The organism is Arenimonas daejeonensis (genome assembly GCF_007993735.1).
In the GTDB taxonomy this organism is placed as follows: Bacteria; Pseudomonadota; Gammaproteobacteria; order Xanthomonadales; family Xanthomonadaceae; genus Arenimonas; species Arenimonas daejeonensis.
Genome location: NZ_CP042453.1, coordinates 1594528 through 1613086, shown reverse-complemented (window position 1 = coordinate 1613086; position 18559 = coordinate 1594528). Strand labels below are relative to the sequence as shown.

At 66.5% G+C, this 18559-nt stretch carries 16 protein-coding genes, 1 tRNA gene and 6 pseudogenes; 13 read left to right on the top strand and 10 right to left on the bottom strand.

Going from position 1 to position 18559, the window contains the following annotated elements; translation table 11 throughout:
• Positions 1 to 41 precede the first annotated feature (41 nt).
• From FRZ33_RS07780 to rsmD, 6 genes and pseudogenes are all read right to left on the bottom strand, one after another.
• Positions 42 to 932, bottom strand: a complete 891-nt coding sequence (locus FRZ33_RS07780) for an MBL fold metallo-hydrolase (protein WP_146908875.1) — start codon at positions 930 to 932, stop codon at positions 42 to 44.
• A gap of 24 nt (positions 933 to 956) precedes the next feature.
• A pseudogene (ggt, locus tag FRZ33_RS07775) lies at positions 957 to 2658 on the bottom strand (gamma-glutamyltransferase).
• A complete protein-coding gene (locus FRZ33_RS07770; RefSeq protein ID WP_146908873.1) occupies positions 2655 to 2915 on the bottom strand; it encodes a YfhL family 4Fe-4S dicluster ferredoxin in 261 nt (86 codons plus the stop codon). Before FRZ33_RS07770 ends, ggt begins: the two are co-directional and overlap by 4 nt.
• Before the next feature lie 46 nt (positions 2916 to 2961).
• Positions 2962 to 3466, bottom strand: a pseudogene (locus tag FRZ33_RS07765) (hypothetical protein).
• A gap of 26 nt (positions 3467 to 3492) precedes the next feature.
• A pseudogene (coaD, locus tag FRZ33_RS07760) lies at positions 3493 to 3989 on the bottom strand (pantetheine-phosphate adenylyltransferase).
• Positions 3986 to 4612, bottom strand: a complete 627-nt coding sequence (gene rsmD / locus FRZ33_RS07755) for a 16S rRNA (guanine(966)-N(2))-methyltransferase RsmD (protein WP_146908871.1) — start codon at positions 4610 to 4612, stop codon at positions 3986 to 3988. The pseudogene coaD and the gene rsmD overlap by 4 nt, the downstream one beginning before the upstream one ends.
• A gap of 246 nt (positions 4613 to 4858) precedes the next feature.
• Here rsmD and ftsY point away from each other — a divergent pair.
• The 4 genes and pseudogenes from ftsY to FRZ33_RS07735 form a co-directional block, all read left to right on the top strand.
• A pseudogene (ftsY, locus tag FRZ33_RS07750) lies at positions 4859 to 5746 on the top strand (signal recognition particle-docking protein FtsY); the annotation flags it as partial.
• Complete coding sequence (locus FRZ33_RS07745) at positions 5743 to 6900, top strand: AsmA family protein (RefSeq protein ID WP_146908870.1); 1158 nt, start codon at positions 5743 to 5745, stop codon at positions 6898 to 6900. The pseudogene ftsY and the gene FRZ33_RS07745, both read left to right, overlap by 4 nt.
• The gene (gene mutY, locus FRZ33_RS07740) at positions 6897 to 7940 is read left to right on the top strand and encodes an A/G-specific adenine glycosylase (RefSeq protein ID WP_146908868.1); all 1044 of its coding nucleotides are present in this window, start codon (positions 6897 to 6899) and stop codon (positions 7938 to 7940) included. Before FRZ33_RS07745 ends, mutY begins: the two co-directional genes overlap by 4 nt.
• Positions 7937 to 8209 (top strand): oxidative damage protection protein, encoded by a 273-nt coding sequence (locus tag FRZ33_RS07735; protein WP_146908866.1) that lies wholly within the window; start codon positions 7937 to 7939, stop codon positions 8207 to 8209. The genes mutY and FRZ33_RS07735 overlap by 4 nt, the downstream gene beginning before the upstream one ends.
• Before the next feature lie 54 nt (positions 8210 to 8263).
• On the opposite strand, the gene FRZ33_RS07730 is transcribed toward FRZ33_RS07735, so the two are convergent.
• Positions 8264 to 8728, bottom strand: coding sequence for a DUF6491 family protein (locus FRZ33_RS07730; protein ID WP_146908864.1), 465 nt, complete (start codon positions 8726 to 8728; stop codon positions 8264 to 8266).
• Positions 8729 to 8954: 226 nt separating this feature from the next.
• Here FRZ33_RS07730 and FRZ33_RS07725 point away from each other — a divergent pair.
• Positions 8955 to 9030, top strand: a tRNA-Phe gene (locus tag FRZ33_RS07725).
• Between the two features lie 314 nt (positions 9031 to 9344).
• On the opposite strand, the gene FRZ33_RS15165 is transcribed toward FRZ33_RS07725, so the two are convergent.
• On the bottom strand, positions 9345 to 9482 hold the full coding sequence (locus FRZ33_RS15165) for a hypothetical protein (RefSeq protein WP_158637151.1): 138 nt from the start codon (positions 9480 to 9482) through the stop codon (positions 9345 to 9347).
• A 201-nt stretch (positions 9483 to 9683) separates the two neighbouring features.
• On the opposite strand from FRZ33_RS15165, the gene FRZ33_RS07720 reads away from it, so the two are divergent.
• Positions 9684 to 10370 carry a hypothetical protein gene (locus FRZ33_RS07720; RefSeq protein ID WP_146908862.1) on the top strand — a complete coding sequence of 229 codons (687 nt, stop codon included), beginning with the start codon at positions 9684 to 9686 and terminating at the stop codon, positions 10368 to 10370.
• 171 nt (positions 10371 to 10541) lie between these two features.
• On the opposite strand, the gene FRZ33_RS07715 is transcribed toward FRZ33_RS07720, so the two are convergent.
• Positions 10542 to 10982, bottom strand: coding sequence for a MerR family transcriptional regulator (locus FRZ33_RS07715; RefSeq protein WP_146908860.1), 441 nt, complete (start codon positions 10980 to 10982; stop codon positions 10542 to 10544).
• A 78-nt stretch (positions 10983 to 11060) separates the two neighbouring features.
• Here FRZ33_RS07715 and FRZ33_RS07710 point away from each other — a divergent pair, with 78 nt between their 5' ends.
• The 3 genes from FRZ33_RS07710 to FRZ33_RS07700 all read left to right on the top strand — a co-directional run bounded on the left by FRZ33_RS07710 (position 11061) and on the right by FRZ33_RS07700 (position 13828).
• Positions 11061 to 11711, top strand: a complete 651-nt coding sequence (locus tag FRZ33_RS07710; RefSeq protein WP_146908858.1) for a cation efflux transmembrane domain-containing protein — start codon at positions 11061 to 11063, stop codon at positions 11709 to 11711.
• Positions 11708 to 12052: a DUF3703 domain-containing protein gene (locus FRZ33_RS07705; RefSeq protein ID WP_146908856.1), complete on the top strand. Its 345-nt coding sequence runs from the start codon at positions 11708 to 11710 to the stop codon at positions 12050 to 12052. Before FRZ33_RS07710 ends, FRZ33_RS07705 begins: the two co-directional genes overlap by 4 nt.
• Before the next feature lie 519 nt (positions 12053 to 12571).
• Positions 12572 to 13828, top strand: a complete 1257-nt coding sequence (locus tag FRZ33_RS07700) for a TolC family protein (protein WP_227977712.1) — start codon at positions 12572 to 12574, stop codon at positions 13826 to 13828.
• An 86-nt stretch (positions 13829 to 13914) separates the two neighbouring features.
• Here the strand turns inward: FRZ33_RS07700 and FRZ33_RS16900 are convergent, their stop codons facing one another.
• Positions 13915 to 14040 (bottom strand): hypothetical protein, encoded by a 126-nt coding sequence (locus tag FRZ33_RS16900; RefSeq protein WP_265468556.1) that lies wholly within the window; start codon positions 14038 to 14040, stop codon positions 13915 to 13917.
• Positions 14041 to 14584: 544 nt separating this feature from the next.
• On the opposite strand from FRZ33_RS16900, the pseudogene FRZ33_RS17950 reads away from it, so the two are divergent.
• The 4 genes and pseudogenes from FRZ33_RS17950 to FRZ33_RS07685 form a co-directional block, all read left to right on the top strand.
• Positions 14585 to 14746: pseudogene (locus FRZ33_RS17950) on the top strand (efflux RND transporter periplasmic adaptor subunit); the annotation flags it as partial.
• A gap of 145 nt (positions 14747 to 14891) precedes the next feature.
• On the top strand, positions 14892 to 15056 hold the full coding sequence (locus FRZ33_RS15440) for a hypothetical protein (protein WP_174754916.1): 165 nt from the start codon (positions 14892 to 14894) through the stop codon (positions 15054 to 15056).
• A 30-nt stretch (positions 15057 to 15086) separates the two neighbouring features.
• A pseudogene (locus FRZ33_RS07690) lies at positions 15087 to 18198 on the top strand (efflux RND transporter permease subunit).
• Positions 18195 to 18524, top strand: coding sequence for a P-II family nitrogen regulator (locus FRZ33_RS07685; protein WP_146908852.1), 330 nt, complete (start codon positions 18195 to 18197; stop codon positions 18522 to 18524). Before FRZ33_RS07690 ends, FRZ33_RS07685 begins: the two are co-directional and overlap by 4 nt.
• Positions 18525 to 18559: the final 35 nt, after the last annotated feature.

Sequence of the window (18559 nt, the reverse complement as noted above, 5' to 3'; positions counted from 1 at the left end):
ACAGCCGTATTACGGCGCGCCGGCATCGTGCCGGCGCGGGTTCACGCCGCCAGCGAGCGCGCCACTAAAGCGGCGACCTCGTGGGTGGTGCCGAACTTTCCCTTCGCATCCCGCGTCACCTGCGCCAGCGCGCAGCCGTGGTCGTGGGTGAAGTACAGGTGCACGTTGCGGGCAAGCTTGTCCTCGAGGAAGGCGCGCTTCTCGTCGATCAGCATCTCGGGATAACGGTCGTAACCCATCGTGATCGGCACGTGCACCCAGGCGCGGCCGGGGATCAGGTCGGCGCAGAACACCAGGCCGCCGTGCGGCTGGCCGTGGTCATCGAGCGGGCCGACGATCTCGGCCAGCATCAGGCCCGGCGTGTGACCCTGGCTGGCGTGGAAACGCACGGAATCGCCGAGCGCCTTCGAATGTTCGCCGCTCACCAGCTCCAGCCGGCCGCTGGCTTCCAGCAGCGGCACCAGTTCCGGGATGAAGCTGGCGCGGTCGCGCGGATGCGGATTGCGCGCGCGTTCGAAATGTTCGGCGCCGACCACATAGGTCGCATTCGGGAACAGCAGCGACGGCGCGGCACCTTCCTGCCACGCTGCCAGCAATCCACCGGCATGGTCGAAATGCAGGTGGCTCAGCACCACCACGTCGATGTCCTCGTGCGAGAAACCCGCTTCGGCCAGCGAGTCCAGCAGCACATGCCGGTCCTCGACCACGCCGAAACGTTCGCGCAGCTTGGGCTCGAAGAAGGCGCCGATGCCGGTCTCGAACAGCACGGTCTTGCCATTGATCGGGCTGGCCAGCAGCGTGCGGCAGGCCAGCGGCACCCGGTTGTGTTCGTCCGGCGGCAGCCACTGCGCCCACATCGCGCGCGGCGCATTGCCGAACATCGCACCGCCGTCGAGGCGCTGCGAATTGCCCATGATCGACCACAGTTTCATGACTTACTCCTCGCGAGCTGCGGCTCAGCGGTAGATGGAGCCCTTCTCTGACGACGAACCCTTGCCGACGCCCTTCCAGCGCGGATCGGTGCCGGTCTCGACCGCGCCGGTGTCGCGGCGCCACTGGACCACGTTCATGTTGCCCCAGCTGCGGTCGCCGACACGCACATCATGGCCGCGCGCCTTCAGCGCCGCCACCTCCTCGGTACTGAACGCTTCAGGTTCGGCCGAGAGCTGGTCGGGCAGGTACTGGTGGTGGAAACGCGGCGCCGAGGCGGCGTCCTGCGCGCTGCCGCCGTCCATCATCTCCAGCAACCCCAGCAGCACCATCGTGACGATGCGGCTGCCGCCCGGCGTGCCCAGCACCGCCACGCGGTCCGGACCCACCAGGAAGGTCGGCGTCATGGACGACAGCGGGCGCTTGCCCGGCGCGATCGCGTTGGCATCGTCGCCGACCAGGCCGTAGGCGTTGGGCACACCCGGCTTCACCGAGAAGTCGTCCATTTCGTTGTTGAGCAGGAAACCGGTGCCCGGCACCACCACCGCATTGCCGTAAGGCAGGTTCACGGTCTGGGTAACGGCGACCAGATTGCCCTCGGTGTCCACGATGGAGAAATGGCTGGTGTCCGGGCGCGACGGCGCCACCATAGCGCTGGGCAGCATGTCGCTGGGCGTGGCGCGGTCGGGGTTGATGCCGGCGCGCAGTCCGGCGGCGTATTCGCGGCTGGCCAGCAGCGGCACCGGCACCTGCACGAAATCCGGGTCGCCCAAGTAGACGGCGCGGTCGCGGTAAGCACGCCGCATGGCTTCGACCAGCAGGTGGGTGCGCGGCACCTTGTCCAGCTGCGGATAACCGTAGGGCTCGAGCACGTTGAAGATGGTCGCCAGCGCCACGCCACCCGAGGACGGCGGCGGCGCGGTGACGATCTCGAAGCCACGATGTTTCAGCCGGATCGGCGCACGCTCGACCACGCGGTATTCCGCCAGATCCTGTTCGCTCCAGATGCCGCCGGCCTGGCGCACGCCGTTCACCAGGCGCTTTGCGTAGTCGCCGCGGTAGAAGCCGTCGGCGCCCTTGGCCGCGATCAGCTCCAGCGTGCGCGCGTAGTCCTCGTTGCGCATCACCGTGCCCAGCGCCGGCACCTGGCCGTCGCGCAGGAAAAGCGCCGCCGCGGCCGCGTTCCCGGCCAGCACCTCGCGCCGGTAACCGAGCATGGACGAATTTTTCGGCCCGAACTTCCAGCCCTCGCGCGCCAGCCGGATCGCCGGCGCCAGCGACTTCGACAGCGGCAGCCGGCCGTACTTGCGGGCCAGGTGTTCCAGGCCGGCAGGCAGGCCCGGGATGGCCGCGGCCAGTGCGCCGTTGATCGAACGATCGCGCACCGCTTCACCGTTCGCATCCAGGAACATGTCGCGGGTCGCGGCCAGCGGCGCGCGTTCGCGCGCGTCCACGAACACATCGCGGCCGTCCTTCGCCGTGCGCAGCAACATGAAGGCGCCACCGCCGATGCCCGAACTCGGGTTCGACCAGTCCCAGCGTGGCGCTGACCGCCACCGCCGCGTCGAAGGCGTTGCCGCCAGCAGCCAGCACTTCCATGCCGGCATCGGTGGCGTAGGCGTTGGCGCTGGCGATGGCCGCCTGCGCGGGCCGCGCGTCGGGTCGCGGCGCATCGGCGTGGACCACGGGCGACAACAGCAACAGCACGAACAGCAGGCGCGAAATCATGCGGCGGATTTCCCCGTCATCAGCACGTGGTACTTGGCGAGCAGCTGCTCGCGGGTCTCGGGGTTGTCGCCGTCGAGGTCGATGCACTCGACCGGGCAGACCACCACGCACTGGGGCTCGTCGAAATGGCCCACGCATTCGGTGCAGCGGCGCGGGTCGATCACATAGATGGTTTCACCCTGGCTGATCGCATCGTTCGGGCAGGCCGGCGCGCAGACGTCGCAGTTGATGCAGAGCTGGTTGATCAGCAGGGACATGATGTTGCCCTGCGCCCCGGCGGATGGCCGGGGCGCGGGCGATGGCTCACTTGGCTTCGACGAAGATGTACTTGGCGCCGGCGGCTTCCACCGCGGCCTTCACCCGGTCGCTGTCGGCGGGCTTGCCGATGAACAGCACCTGCGAACCCTTCAGCGCGTCCGGCTCGGCACCCGTGAAGGCGGTGACGATCAGGTCGGCCATCTTGGCGCTGTCCGGCGAACCGAAGGCCAGCATGTTGCCCGGCAGCACGGTACGCAGCACGACGGTGTTGACGTTCTCGAGCTGGCGGTCGTACTGGGTCTTGCCGTCCTGGTCCCCTTCGGCCGGCTCGCTGCTGTTCATCGGCAGGTAGTAGGGGAAGGTGCGGTCGGTGACGCCGGTCTGGTTCTGGCCGACCACCTTGCCCAGGTATTCCTTCCAGGCCAGGTCGTCGTTGGTGGTGGGCGCGACCAGGGGCGGCCGGCGCGGCGGGCGCCTCTTCGGCCTTCTGGCAGCCGGCAAGCAGGGTGAGCGAGAGCAGCAGGGCAAACGGAGCAATGACGCGGTTCATGGCGATACCTCTTCTGTGAGTGGGTCTCAGGAGCGCTTCCAGCGGATGGACAAGGCCTGGGCAACGGCCGGGTGCACGAACCCGGACACGTCGCCACCTAGCCGGGCGACCTCGCGCACCAAGCTGGAAGAAATGAAGCTGTGCTGTTCCGCCGGCGTCAGGAAGATCGTCTCGACGTCGGGGATCAGGTGCCGGTTCATGCTGGCCAGCTGGAATTCGTATTCGAAATCGGACACCGCGCGCAGGCCGCGCAGCAGCACGCCGGCGCCCATTTCGTGCACGAAATGGGCGAGCAGCGAATCGAAACCACGGACTTCGACGTTCTTGAAGCCGGCCAGGGCGGTCCGGCACAGGGTGACGCGCTCTTCGAGCGGAAGGGCCGGCCCCTGCCGGGGCTTTCGGCGACGCCGACCACGACCTTCTCGAAGAGGGTCGAAGCCCGGGCGACCAGATCGATATGGCCGTTGGTGATCGGGTCGAAGGTGCCGGGGTAAAGCGCGACACGGTTTCGGGCCAGGCTCATGCCGAAGGGTTGACCTGCGGATTGGGTTCGCCGGCGATTGTAGCAGCGGATTCCGGGGCCGAAGCGTTTCCTGTCCGGAACAGCGCATACCTTACGTCCCGGGTCTGGCCCTCGCGGTGCAGGCGCCAGCCGGACGGCAGGCTTGGCGGCGATTTGGCCGGCGTTTCGACGTAGATCCACGCATCCGGCGCGAGCCAGGGCTCCAGTCGCGACGCCGCCTGTTCCCACAAACCGGCATCGAATGGCGGGTCCAGGAACACCAGGTCGAAACGTTCGCCCGCCGGCTGCGCCAGCCAGGCCAGGGCGTCGGCTGTGACCACGCGCACACTTTGCAGCTTGAACCGGGTGGCGCTGGCGCGCAGCGCCTCGGCCAGCACCGGGTCGCGTTCGATCAGCGTGGTCGCCGCCGCCCCGCGGGAAACCGCCTCGAAGCCCAGGGCTCCCGTGCCCGCGAACAGGTCCAGCACCCGTGCGCCAGGCACCTTCACCTGCAACCAGTTGAACAGGGTCTCGCGCACGCGGTCGGTGCTGGGGCGCAGACCGGGGCGGTCGGGCACCGGCAGCTTCGAGCCGCGCAGGGTGCCGGCGATGATCCGGACGTGGCCGGGCGGGCGGGATTTCATCGGGGAGTCCGGGGGCCGGGTGGTAACATCGGCGCATTGTCCGCGAAAGCCGCACGATGTTCGATTTCCTGAAGAAAAAACCCCAAACCCCCGAGCCGGCCAAGCCCGCCGAGGCGCCCGCGCGCGCCGGTTTCAGCCCGGACGACCTGGCCCGCGCCTTCACCGTGCACCAGGGAGGAGAAGGCCGCCCGCGCCGAGGCCGAACGCGCCGAGGGCCGCGAGGCCATGAAGGGCGTGCTGGGCGGCAGCCTGTTCGCCCGCAGCCTGGGCGGCCTGTTCTCGCGCAACCCGAAGCTGGACGAGGACCTGCTGGACGAGATCGAGACCGCCCTGATCGGCGCCGACGTCGGCGTGCCCGCCACCACCGAAATCGTCGACCGCATGCGCAAGCGCATGAAGGCCCGCGACTTCGCCGACGCCCAGGCGCTGCTGACCGCGCTGCGTTACGACCTGCTGGCGATGCTGAAGCCCGTGGCCAAGCCGCTGGAGATAGACGCCGAAGCCAAGCCCTTCGTCATCCTCACCGTCGGCGTGAACGGCGTCGGCAAGACCACGACGATCGGCAAACTGGCGCGGCGTTTCCAGCTGGACGGCCATTCGCTGATGCTGGCTGCCGGCGACACCTTCCGCGCCGCCGCGGTCGAGCAGCTCAAGATCTGGGGCGAACGCAACAACGTCACCGTGATCGCCCAGGGCCAGAACGCCGACGCCGCGTCCGTGGCCTACGACGGCATCCAGGCCGCGAAGGCGCGTGGCGTGGACATCTTGATCGCCGACACCGCCGGCCGCCTGCACACACAGCAGGGCCTGATGGCGGAACTGGGCAAGATCCGCCGCGTCATCGCCAAGGTGGACGAGCGCGCGCCGCACGAAGTGCTGCTGGTGATTGACGGCACCACCGGCCAGAACGCGCTCAACCAGCTGCGCCAGTTCCATGCGGCGGTGACGGTGACCGGACTGGTGGTGACCAAGCTCGACGGCACCGCCAAGGGCGGCGTGGTGTTCGCGCTGGCCCGCGAATTCGGCATCCCGATCCGCTTCATCGGCCTGGGCGAAAAACCCGAGGACCTGCGCGTGTTCGACCCCGAAGGTTTCGTCGACGCGCTGCTGCCCGGAACCCTGGGGGCCGGGTGACCGAGCCGGCGCGCAAACGCCGCTGGCCCAAATTCCTTGCCGCGTTCGCGGTGCTGATGTTGATCGGTGCGTGGTGGGTTGACCGGCAACTTGAACCGGTGCGATTGGCAAGCACCGTGCTTGCGCGCCTCGGCGAGGCGACCGGGCTTGAATTGAGCTTCGAAGGCACGCCCGAGTACGCGCTACGGCCGGAGCCGAGGCTACTGCTCGAAAATTTCGATGCCCGCGTGCCTGGCTCAGCCACACCGCTGTTCCGCGCCCGCCGTCTGGAAGTGTCCTTGCCATGGGCTACGGTCTGGGGCGGCCCGATAGTGATCACACGTATTGATCTTGACGGACCAACACTCGACCTGGATGCGCTCAACACCTGGCTGGCCTCACAACCGGAATCGTCCGGCGAGCTTCCGGTGTTGTCACGTGGCGCATCGGTGCGTGACGGCACGATGCTCTGGGGTGAGTGGCGAATCGACGGACTGGTGCTGGATCTTGACCGTTTCGAATCCGGGATGCCCTTGACGCTGGAGCTGGCCGGACGCGGAACCAGCGACACCATTGAACTCCAACTTGAAAGCACCATCGCCATCGAGAAACTTGGCCAGAGCACCGGCGCCAAGGTCGAAGCGCAAGGGCGGATCCAATTCGACGGGGTAGACGCACCGTTCGTTGTGACGACGGACTGCAATTACCACAAGCTGGACAACGAAGCACTCAGCTGCGGCGACCTTTTCTTCAGGTCTGAATCGCCCTTGCCCACCTTCAAGGCTGATATTGCTTCCATAGGGCGCCGGGGCAAGAGCGAGAACATTGAAATAGACGCCGATGGCTGGATGCGCGACTGGCCACAGGATTGGCCGGCACTGCCAGCTCCGATGGCCGGAAAACCAACGCATTTCGACTTCGCTTATGCCGGGCCAATCGACATGACGGCCGACTGGAAAGTAAAGCTGGATTGGGAAGATTCGCATGCGACCGCAGAGTTCACTTTGCAGAATGTCCTGGCATGGCTTGACGCTGGGAATGCGGCACCACTTCCTCCACTACAAGCGACTGTAACGGCACCAAGCATCGAGATTGCCGGCGCCACGCTTCAGGGCGTGAAGATCATCATCGAAGAAGACGCGCCCGAAGAACCGGCTGCCGAAGTAGAGCCATGAGTTTGTTCGCATCACGGCTCTTGCTTTGGTTCGAACGCGACGGCCGCCACGACCTGCCCTGGCAGCACCCGCGCACGCCCTACCGCGTGTGGCTGTCGGAAATCATGCTGCAGCAGACCCAGGTGCAGACGGTGATCCCCTACTACGCGCGTTTCCTGGACGCGCTGCCCACCCTGCCCGACCTGGCCGCCGCGGAATCCGACCACGTGCTCGCCCTGTGGTCGGGCCTCGGCTACTACGCCCGCGCCCGCAACCTGCACAAGGCGGCGCAGGTCTGCGTGGCGGAACACGGCAGCGAACTGCCGCGCGAATTCGAGAAGCTGTCGTCCCTGCCCGGCATCGGCCGCAGCACCGCCGGCGCCATCCTGGCGCAGGCGCACGGCGATCGTTTCGCCATCCTGGACGGCAACGTGAAGCGCACGCTGGCGCGTTTCCACGGCATCGCCGGTTACCCGGGCAGCGGCCCGGTCGAGAAGAAGCTGTGGGAGATCGCCGAACAACATCTCCCCGACGAGCGCCTGGCCGACTACACGCAGGCGATCATGGATTTCGGCGCGACCCTGTGCACCCGCCACGATCCGGCCTGCATGTTGTGCCCGCTGCAGGACGACTGCGTGGCGCGCCGCGAAGGCCGCGTCGAACAACTGCCCGAAGCAAAACCCGGCAAACCCCTGCCCGAACGCCGCACCCTGATGCTGCTGGTGCGCGACGCCGAAGGCCGCGTGCTGCTGGCGCGGCGCCCGCCCACCGGTGTGTGGTCGGGCCTGTGGTCGCTGCCCGAGGCCGACGACCACGACGGCGCGCGCGCCTTCCTGTCGCGCCACACCGGCGCCGACTTCGACGCCGCCGACGTGCTGCCGCTGATCGAACACACCTTCAGCCACTACCGCCTGCACATCGAACCGATGAGCTGGCGCGTGCCCACCGCCCCGCCCGCCGTGGGCGACAATAACGACCTGCGCTGGCAACCCTTCGACCGCCTGGCCGAACTGGGCCTGCCCGCCCCCGTCAAGAAACTGCTGGGAAGCCTGACGCCATGAGCCGCACCGTCTTCTGCGAAAAAACCCAAACCCAGACCGAAGGCCTGGCCTTCGTGCCCTGGCCCGGCGCGCTGGGCAAGCGCGTGTTCGAACACATCGGCCGCGAGGCCTGGCAGCAGTGGCTGGCGCACCAGACCATGCTGATCAACGAGAACCGGCTGTCGCCCATGGACCCGAAACACCGGGCCTTCCTGGAGGCGGAGATGGAGAAGTTCCTGTTCGGCGGCGGGGCCGAGAAGCCGGCGGGTTACGTCGCGCCCGAGGGCTGAAAAACAGCAGGGTCCACGCCGGAGCGCGGACCCTGCAGGACACGGAACCGCAGTTCAGTCGGTGCTGGCGACTTCGTCCGCCGAACTGGCCACCGCTTCCGGCGCGCGTTCGGTCGCGCGCATGCCCGGCACGTCCACCTCGCGGATGCCGATGATCTTGCAGCGCATGTTCCTGGCGCCCACGACGTAGCTGTTGTTGGTGTTCATGGTGTTGTACATCGAGTCCAGGCCGATCGCGTAGCTCCGGTCCAGGTGCTTGCAGGCCGCGCTGGGGCGCAGGTCCACCAGCCAGGCCTTGGTGTTGGTTTCCCAGACCAGGATCTCGTGTTCGCCGATCACTTCGTAGCTGTCTATCGGCTGCAGGAACTTGATGGTGTCCACGGGCGCGGCGGCATTGGCGCGGGCGGCGGCCAGGCGCTTGGCGTCGGCGGCGGCTTCGCGGGACGTGGTGGCGGCCAGGGCGGGCGCGGCCAGCGTCAGGGCCACGGTGAAAGAAAGCAGGGCGAGTCGGAGGGACATGGCGAGGCTCCTTGGTAAGGCCCGAACCGGACCTGGAACCTAAGCTACTCCCGCGCGGCGCCCAGCCCCAGAGGGCGGCGCGACTACGTTCAGCAAACATTTACATCTGTAAAACAATCCCGCCCCACTGGCCCCGCGCCCTGCCCGGCTTGCCTCGGCCGACCCGCTTCCGCTAACATTGCGCGCTCGCTGAGGCACTGCCCGGCGTGTCCAAGCCAGTCTCTCTGGCCGAGTAGCTCAGTTGGTAGAGCAGGGGATTGAAAATCCCCGTGTCGGCGGTTCAATTCCGTCCTCGGCCACCATACAAAACAAGGGCTTGCGAGAAATCGCGGGCCCTTCTTTTGCCTTCGATTCGGTAGGTCCCTACTCCGTCCCTGTACGGAGATTTTTCGGTGTCCGACCCGGCCGCTCCTGTGGTCAGCCAGGAAGTGAGCTGCACCGAGCGCCAGCGATTGCGCCTTCCAGATCCAGTCGCCAATGTCTCGCAATCGCGTGCGTCGCCCGGCGATGCCCCTCGTCCGACTCAACGGTAAGCTGGCTACCCACGGTGACAACAGGCGCGGCGACCCCGTCGAGCAGACCCAGTCTCCATACTTGAGACACACCCGTGCAAACATCAGGTTCGCGCATCGTATCCGAGCGCCCGTAATGCACCAAAAAAGGGGGTGGGATGAGTCTCGTACGCCAGTTTAGTTCCCTGGAAGAAATTCGAGCCGTCGTAGGATTCATAGATGACAATCCAGTCGGCGAACATGATTTCTCAGGCTTCGTCGGGTACTACCGACTTAAAGACTCTCTTTCGTGCTGTGTACGCGATGGAATTGGCCTTTGTGGGCAACGACATCAATTTGGGTTCGTGGTTCGGCTAAAGGACGACACCGCAAGCATCGTCGGCAACGAATGTGCCAGTACCAAATTTGGAGCGAACGAACACTACCGATCCTCGCGCCAGGAGATGGAAAAGAAACTCGCATTGAGATCAAAGCTGGCCGGCCTCGAAAACGTACTGCAGAACCGGGAAACGTCCGAGAGCCTGCTGGCCCAAGCGGAGACTGCGCTTCAACGCATCCAAGAATTCAAGGATGAACTTGAACGGATGCTCGGCCCGCTAATTGTCAAAGCACTCAGTTCGATGGCCAAGAATAGCGATGGTCGCGTTGTAGCCCGCACCATTACCACCAGATTCCAGAAGGATAAGGACGGAAAAATTGTCGATCGCGAAGACAACGTAGAAGACGTTGTCGTGGGCAGACTCCCCTCGCTTTCGGCGCTAGACGCCCAGCGCCTTCGTGACCTCTCCGACCGTTTGGTTGCGGCTAAGCGTGCGTTCTCACGAATAGACACCATTGGACGACGACCTATCGCGAAGGAAGTCACCTATCTTTCCTCGACGATTTCCCGGATCGAACCAACAGGCGGCGAGATCGCCAAAATGTCCGCACAGATTAAATCGTTCCTCGCTAGCGATCTCGGCTTACTGAGCTTCCTGTCGAGGAATCACAAGGATCGTGTTCAGGCAGTAATTTATGCCCACGCAAAGAATGGGCAAATGATCAGCAAAGCGGTGGCCGAAACCTGGCTGGAACAACTTACTGAGGCGACCAGGAAGCGGCTGGGTGTGTCGGCGGTTCGACCCGTTTAGATAGAGACACAACCTCGCTGGGGGCAAGCACTTGTTGTATTTCACGAGCATCTGGGCTCACAGAGGTTGGCGCGCCAGTTGGCTCCGTTCCTCGCGCGAAACTAACGAAACGCAAGAACGGCGAAGACCCCGAACTACGACAATCAAACTAGGGCCCAAACCTTCGGAGCGTTAAGCAGGTCCGTGAACGTCGACGCGTCGTCGGCCACCGGCGCTCGACACGACAGGTGCCTGCAGAGTTGCCAGGATTGCGCAAGCCGCCCGCCGCCCACCTGCACAGGCCTGCACAGTAGTTTCCAGCTCTCGTTCCATACGACGAAGCTCGTCGATTCGTTGCCGAATCTCGATCAAATGATGTCGCGCCAACTCGTCCGCTTTCTCGCAAGACAGGTTAGGGTCCTCGGACAAACTGAGCAAACTCCGGATTTCGTCCAAGCTGAAACCGAGGTCGCGACCGCGAGTGATGAACCGCACGCGCTGCACATCCGAAGCCGAATAGGACCGGTATCCGCTCGCCGTTCTTGCCGGGGCCGGGAGCAAGCCGATGCGCTCGTAGTAGCGGATCGTCTCAAGATGACAGCCGCTGGCCGTGGCTACCTCGCCGATCTTCACGATGGTCCTCCTGCAAATGGGGGTTGACCCTGTAGCTGCTACGGGCTTTAGGGTAGCGCCACTGACCAAGGAAACGCCATGTCCGGATGCCACTGTGATGACACCGCCTCCACCCTGAGCCAGGCTCGGGACGCCACCCGGCGCCGGGTCCTGTGGACCGTGCTGGCCATCAACGCTGCCCTGTTCGTCGGCGAGTTCACTGCCGGCTGGTGGGCCGACTCCAGCGCCCTGCAGGCCGACTCGCTCGACAGCCTGGGCGATGCCGGCGTGTATGCCCTGAGCCTGGCGGTGGTGGGCGGCAGCCTTCGCCAGCGCAATGGCGCAGCCGTGGTGAAGGGTCTGCTGCAGGGGCTGTTCGGGCTGGTGGTGCTGGCCGAGGTCCTGCGCCGCCTCCTGACCGGGGCCGATCCGCTGGCGCCCCTGATGGCCGGGGCCGCGGCGATCGCCCTGCTGGCCAATCTGGCCTGCTTCGGACTGCTGATGCGCTTTCGCGGCGAGGACTTGAACATGCGCTCGGTTTGGCTATGTTCGCGCAATGACTTGGCGAGCAACACCGGGGTGATCGCGGCGGCGGGCATCGTGGCGCTGACGGGAAGTGCGTGGCCCGACATCGCGGTCGGCACGCTCATTGCGCTGCTGTTCCTGCACACCTCCTGGCAAGTGCTGCGCGAGGCCTGGCCGGGCTGGCGCCACCCGGCCGCCATCGAATCAAGGGACACGACACCATGACCCGACTGGACCAAGCCTTCGCGCAGGAATGGGACCTCGCCCAGGCCGCCCGACGCCGCGGTGACCTGGATCGCGCCTTTTACCATCTCGAGCGCGCCCACATCCTCGGGCAGCGACGCACGTGGCTGCACGTGAAGAGCCATCTCGCGATGCTGCGCATTGGCTGGCAACGGCACGACGGGCGCGAGATCCGGGGGCAGTTGGCGCGCATCGTGGCTGCCGCGCTGTTCTCGCGCCTCTGGGTGCCGGTGGGCAACACCGGCGGCGCCAACGTGCGCGCCACCCAGCCCATGCCCGTGCCGGCGGACCTCCAGGCGCTGCTGGACAATGAAATTGTGTAACCCCGACGCGATCCGATACCTCCGCGCATGCCGCGATCCCCCGTCCCCTGCTGATGGCCCGACTCCGCGCGTCCGCGCGGGTGGCCGCGTGGGTGCTGTTGGTCTTCCTGCTCAAGGTCGGGATGGTCGCGGCCTGCACGGTGGATGAGATGCAGGGCAGCCCCTGGGGGTGACAAGTACCGACCTGCCGGCGACGGATACCGTCGTGCCGGCCGACGCGTCGGAGGCGGACGATCCTTCGTCGCTCCTCTCGCATGCGGCAGGCGGTTGCCTGGATTGCCATTGTCACCATGCGGCGGCCTTGCCGCCGGTGATGGTCACCCTGGCGGGGCCGCCCGCCATGCCCCGCGTCCTGCTCCCGCCCGTCGCCATGCCGATTGGCGCTGCACGCAACGAGCTCCGCCCTCCCATTCTCTGAGCCCTCTCGTTTTCGCTCCCTGACGCCGAGGCGTCGGGGTCGACGTGTGCTCAGAGGATGTTTCCATGCGTTTGATACCTCCCCCGCGACGCTTGCGCGTCGTGTCGTTGCCGACGATCGTTCTGCTCCTGGCGGGCGCGTTGGCCGCGCCCATCCATGCCGCCGCGCCCGCGGCGTCTCCCATCGCGTTGCGCGATGCCGTCACCGCGGCCTGGCGCGCCCATCCCAGCGCCCGGGCCACAGACGCTACCTTGGCCGCCGCCCGCGCCCGCGCCGACGCCGCCGGCCGCCCGTTGTACAACCCCGAGCTCGAGTTTGCGGCCGAGGACGAAGGCACAGACCGCACCACCACCGCCGGCGTCAGCCTGGCGCTGGACCTGAGCGGCAAACGTCGTGCCCGGCGCGATGCGGCCGCGTCGCAGCTGGACATTGCGGTGGCCCAGGCCCGGCTCAGTCGCCGTGATTTCGTGGCCGCCTGGCTTGTGGGTTGGGCGGATTGGCAAAGCGCGTCACGGCGTGTGCAGCAAGGCGAGCAACGCCTGGCGCTGATCTCCCGATTTGCCGATCTGGCCGACAAGCAGTTCGGCGTGGGCGACATCTCCTCCCTCGAACGGGACCTGGCCCGGCTGGCCCGCGATGAAGCCGAAGCGGAACAGGCGGCGCTGCTGGCCGAAGCCGCCGAGGCCGAGGAAGCCTTCCGCAACGTGGGCGGACAACCCGATGCCGTGGCCTCTGACGCGGCGTGGTCGCAGGCGCTGCCGGACGTGACGCCCCCACCCACGACCTGGGAGGCCTTGCCGGAATGGCAGATCGCTCAGGCCCAGTCCGAAGGAGCGACACGTCAAGTCACCGTCGCCCAACGTAACCGGGTTCCGGACCCGACGCTTGCACTCACGGGCGGCCGCATCGACTTCGGCCCGGTCTCGGACAACGTGGTGGGCGTGTCGCTCAGCGTGCCGCTGTTCGTGCGCAACCCCTACCGGGCCGAGGTCGTGGCCGCGCTTGCCGATGCCGATGCCGCAGCAGCCCAGGCCGACATCACCGGGGCGCAGTTGGCCTCGCGGGCCCAGCGCACGGCAGCCAGTTATGCCGCGGTCCGTCGGGCCTTTACCCGCTGGAGCCAAAGCACCGGGACCGATGTCGAAAAGCGCGCCGAACTGCTGGAACGCCTCTGGCGCGCCGGCGAGCTCTCGACCGCCGACTACCTGCTGCAGCTCAAGCAGACCCTGGATACCGCCCTTGCCGGTGCCGCGCTGGAAGGTCAGCTCTGGCGCCGCGCCACCGATTACCTCGCCGCCACCGGCCAGCTCGAAGCCTGGCTCGGAATGAATGACGCGACTGGAGAAACTTCGCGATGAACCCGAAAAACTACCTGTTGATTCCCGCCGGTGCGGTCCTGGTCCTGTCCTTGGCAGGCTGTGGCGCCGAGCCCGCCGCGACGCCTTCACCCAAGGCCGTGGCCGCCGACACGAGCACGCCACGCGGCGAAGACGCTGAACATGCCGACGAGGCAGGCCAGGAAGAGGCGGGCCACGGCGATGAGGCCGGGCATGACGAAGAGGCCGGCCACGATGAGGCGGAAGAAGGCGCGGAACCGGTTCGCATGGACGCGGCCGCGCTGGAAGCAGCCGGCATCAAGCTGGCGACCCTGGATGCGCGTTCACTGAGCGAACCGCTGCAGGCCCCGGGTGAAGTCCTGGACAACGCCTACGGCACCACCCTGATCACGCCGCGGGTCGAGGCGCCTGGTGGTCCGCCGCCATGCCAAGCTGGGCGACGAAGTGGCCGCCGGCGCGCCACTGGTGACGCTGTCGTCCGTGGAGGTGGCCCAAGCCCAAGGGGCGCTGGCCATCGCCGAGCAGGATTGGAAGCGCGTTCAATCCCTTGGGACGCGAAGCCGTGTCGGGCCGCCGCTACCATAGGAAGCCCAGGTCACCGTCGAGCAGGCACGTGCGACGGCGCGGGCCTACGGCTTGCCTGGCACGGCCACGGGCCGGTCCAACGGCGAGTTCACACTGACCGCGCCGCACGCCGGACGCCTGACCGAGGACGCTTTCGTCGTCGGCGAGCGGATCGAGCCAGGCCGCACGCTGTTCCGCCTGGTCGATGAGTCGGTGGTGTGGGTGGATGCCACGCTGCCGGCCGAGCAAGCCCGCCGCATCGCCATCGACAGCACTGCGCAGGTGGTGCTGGGCCAGGTGCGACTGCCCGGCAAGGTGGTGCAGCGCGCCCACCGCACTTCCGAGAACACCCGGACGGCGCTGGTGCGAATTGAAGTAGCGAACGAGGGCGATCGCCTTCACGGCGGGGACTACGTCGAGGTCTATCTCGATGCCGGCGGTGGCAGCGACCCGCAGCTGGCAGTGCCGACGGCGGCGCTGTTGCAGTTGGAGGGCGAGAACGTGGTCTTCAAGGAGACCGATGGCGCCCCTGGTGCCCGTGGCAGTTCGTCCCGGCCCGGTGGTCGGCGACCATACCGTCATCGCCGACGGCCTGGTCATCGGCGACCGGGTGGTCGTGGAGGGCGCCTACGTGCTCAAGGCCCAGATGCTCAAGGCGCAACTGGGAGAAGGTCATGCGCATTGACGCCCATGTCGTCGACCGCGGAGGTGCGCCATGCTGAATCGCCTGGTCGAACTCTCCCTGCGCTACAAGTTCCTGGTCTGATCATTTTCGCCGTCGTCGCCTTCCTGGACTGCGCGCGGTTCGTGACGTTCCCATCGACGCCTTCCCGGACGTCACCCCGGCGCAGGTGAACATCTACACCGAATCCCCGGGCCTGGCGGCAGAAGACGTCGAGTTGCTGTTGACCACCCCGGTGGAGTCCGCGTTGGCGGGCCTGCCCAAGGTGCAGGAAATCCGCTCGGTAAGCCTGTTTGGTCTTTCCTACGTGTCCGTCTATTTCGAGGACGATATGGAGATCTACTTCGCTCGGCAGCTGGTCAATGAGCGGCTGCAGGAAATCGGCGACCGTCTGCCCGAGGGTTACGGCAAGCCCAGCATGGGTCCGAACAGCTCGGGGCTGGGCCAGGTTTTCTGGTACACGGTCGAGCGCGCCCCGGGCGTGAGCAAGGAACAGATCACCGACATGGACCTGCGTACCTGGCAGGAGTGGACCGTGCGACTGATCCTGCGCACGGCGCCGGGCGTAGACGATGTCAGTTCCTGGGGCGGCGGTGAGCGCGAGTACCAGGTTCGGATCGATCCGCAGCGGTTGTACGCCCGTGGCCTTGGCTTTGCCGATGTGATTGCGGCGCTGCCCGCAAACAACGGCCAGGTCGGCGGCAACGTGATGGATGTGGGCCGCGAACAGTACCTGGTGCGTGGCCTGGGCCTGCTGTCCTCGACCGAGGATATCGGGGCGATCGTCCTCAAGTCCGAGGACGGCGTGCCGGTCTACATGCGTGACGTCGCCCGGATCATCGAATCGCCGGCGCCGCGCTTTGGCGCGGTGACGCGCGATGGCGAGGAAGTCGTGCTGGGCATGGCACTGTCCCGCATCGGCGAGAACGCCAAGGATGTGGTCGAGGCCGTCAAGGCCAAGCTGGCCACGGTCCAGGACGCGCTGCCCGAGGGCATGGTCGTGCGCCCGATCTACGAGCGTACCGACCTGGTCAACAAGGCGGTAGGCACGGCAACGCGGGCCCTGATCGAGGGTTCGATCCTGGTGGCGATCGTGCTGTTCCTGTTCCTGGGCGAATTGCGCTCGGCGCTGGTCGTGATTGTGACCCTGCCGCTGGCGATGCTGATGGCCTTCATCGGCATGGGCCAGTTCGGGCTGTCGGCCAATTTGATGTCGCTGGCGGGCCTGGCCATCGGTATCGGCATGATGGTGGATGGCGCCGTGGTGATGGTGGAGAACGCCTACCGCATCATGGCCGAGCGACACACCCACGGAGAGAAGGTGGATCGGACCTCGGCGGTGCTGGCGGCGGCCAAGGAAGTGGCCAATCCCATCTCGTTTGCGATCCTGATCATCATCGTGGTGTTCCTGCCGCTGTTCAGCCTCGAGGGCCTGGAGGGCAAGCTGTTCAAGCCCATGGCCTTCACCATCGCGTTCGCGATGGCCGGCTCGATGCTGCTGAGCCTGACGCTGATCCCGGTCCTGGCGGCCATGATCCTCAAGCCCAAGGAAGAGAAGGACACCCGCCTGGTGGCCTTCCTCAAGCGGCGCTATCGCCCGCTGCTGGAGCGCGCCCTTTCCGCGAAACGCGCCGTGGTGATCACGGCTTCCGTGGCGCTGGTGCTGGCCTTGGGGCTCTTTCCGTTCCTTGGCAAGGAGTTCATGCCCCAGCTGCAGGAGGGTTCGATCATGTGGCGGGTGACGGGCATCCCGTCGACGTCCCTGGATGAGTCGATCCGCACCAGCAATGTCATTGCCGAGGCCTTCAAGAAGTTCCCGGAAGTGCAGACGACGCTCGCCATGATCGGCCGCGCCGAAAAGGGCGAGACCGCCGACGTCAACTACATGGAGATCTACACGGCGCTGACGCCCGAGGAGGACTGGACTACGGGACGCTCAATCAAGGATCTCGAGGAGGCCATGCAGGAGACGCTGGAGGAGGTCGTGCCCAACGTGGTGCCCGGTTACACCCAGCCGATCCAGATGCGCGTGGAAGAGCTGATCTCCGGCGTCCGCGCGACCCTGGCGCTCAAGCTCTACGGGGAAGACCTGGCCGAACTCGATCGCCTCAGCAGCCAGCTCAAGCCGGTACTGGCAGGGATCGACGGGGTGGCCGACCTGTCGCTGGAAGCGAACCTGGGCAAACCTCAGATCCGCATCGAGGTGGATCGGGCCGAGTTGGCCCGGCACGGCATGAACGCCGAGGAAGTGCTGACCATCGTGCGCAATGGCCTGGGTGGCGAACCGGTCAGCGTGCTGCTCGACGGCGTGCGGCGGTTCGACATCTCCGTGCGCCTCGATGACGGCACGCGCAGTTCGGTCGAAGCCCTGCGACGGATCCCCCTCAAGGCCGCGTCGGGGGCGCTGGTGCCGCTTTCCGAGGTTGCGACGGTCTCGGTGGCCGAGGGTTACTCGTTCATCCGCCGCGAGCAGCTGCAGCGCTACGCGGTGATCCAGATGGACGTGCGGGGCCGGGACGTCGATGGGTTCGTGGCCGATGCGACGGCCGCGATCGAATCGCAGGTGGACCTGCCGCCCGGCTATTGGATCGAGTGGGGCGGTGCGTTCGAGAACCAGCAGCGAGCGCTGGCGAAGCTGAGCCTGATCGTGCCCATCACGATTTTCTTCATCTTCGTGCTGCTGTACACCGCGTTCAACTCGATCAAGTTCGCGGCCCTGATCCTGGCCAACGTGCCCTTCGCGACCATTGGCGGCCTGCTGGCCTTGTTCCTGACCGGCCAGTACCTGTCGGTGCCCTCGGCCATCGGGTTCATCGCGGTGTTCGGCGTAGCCATGCTCAACGGCATCGTGCTCGTGAGCTTCCTCAACGAGCAGCGGGAACGCGGGCTCTCGGTGCGTGAGGCTGTCCTGCAAGGCACGGCCCTCAGGCTGCGACCGGTGTTGATGACTGCCAGCGTAGCGATCCTGGGCCTGGTCCCGATGTTGATCTCCAGCGGCGTGGGTGCCGAGACCCAGCGCCCGCTGGCCACCGTGGTCGTGGGCGGCCTGCTCAGCGCCACCCTGCTGACCCTGTTCCTGCTGCCCGTGCTCTACGAGTGGCTGGAAACCCGCGCCGAACGCAAGAACCCGGAGGCCACGCCATGAAGCGCATCACTGCCTTGCTGCACGCCCATCGGATGAGCGACATCGTGCACGCTCTGGAGGCCGCAGGTGAGCGGCGCCTGAGCGTGGTGCAGGCCCGCGGCTTGTTGCGCGCCTCCAGTGCCCGCGAGCAGGACTACTCGGTCGAACTGGGTGAACGGGTGACCCAGGAGATCCAGCTCGACGTGTTCTGCGAGGACGAGCGGGTCGACGCGATCATTGCGTTGATCCGGCAGCACGGCCGCACCGGGCAAGTGAATGCCGGATGGATCTTCACCAGTTCCATCGACGATGTGCTGCTGATCGACCGGGCGGACGTGCCGGCCTAGCCCAGCACGACGAAGGCCACGAGGCAGGCGCGCTC

Excerpts from the sequence above, each read along its gene's own strand:
- FRZ33_RS07780 (WP_146908875.1), bottom strand. The coding sequence starts at position 932 with ATGAAACTGTGGTCGATCATGGGCAATTCGCAGCGCCTCGACGGCGGT.
- FRZ33_RS07770 (WP_146908873.1), bottom strand. The coding sequence starts at position 2,915 with ATGTCCCTGCTGATCAACCAGCTCTGCATCAACTGCGACGTCTGCGCG.
- rsmD (WP_146908871.1), bottom strand. The coding sequence starts at position 4,612 with ATGAAATCCCGCCCGCCCGGCCACGTCCGGATCATCGCCGGCACCCTG.
- mutY (WP_146908868.1), top strand. The coding sequence starts at position 6,897 with ATGAGTTTGTTCGCATCACGGCTCTTGCTTTGGTTCGAACGCGACGGC.
- FRZ33_RS07735 (WP_146908866.1), top strand. The coding sequence starts at position 7,937 with ATGAGCCGCACCGTCTTCTGCGAAAAAACCCAAACCCAGACCGAAGGC.
- FRZ33_RS07730 (WP_146908864.1), bottom strand. The coding sequence starts at position 8,728 with ATGTCCCTCCGACTCGCCCTGCTTTCTTTCACCGTGGCCCTGACGCTG.
- FRZ33_RS15165 (WP_158637151.1), bottom strand. The coding sequence starts at position 9,482 with ATGTTCGCCGACTGGATTGTCATCTATGAATCCTACGACGGCTCGAAT.
- FRZ33_RS07720 (WP_146908862.1), top strand. The coding sequence starts at position 9,684 with ATGGAAAAGAAACTCGCATTGAGATCAAAGCTGGCCGGCCTCGAAAAC.
- FRZ33_RS07710 (WP_146908858.1), top strand. The coding sequence starts at position 11,061 with ATGTCCGGATGCCACTGTGATGACACCGCCTCCACCCTGAGCCAGGCT.
- FRZ33_RS07705 (WP_146908856.1), top strand. The coding sequence starts at position 11,708 with ATGACCCGACTGGACCAAGCCTTCGCGCAGGAATGGGACCTCGCCCAG.
- FRZ33_RS15440 (WP_174754916.1), top strand. The coding sequence starts at position 14,892 with ATGGCGCCCCTGGTGCCCGTGGCAGTTCGTCCCGGCCCGGTGGTCGGC.
- FRZ33_RS07685 (WP_146908852.1), top strand. The coding sequence starts at position 18,195 with ATGAAGCGCATCACTGCCTTGCTGCACGCCCATCGGATGAGCGACATC.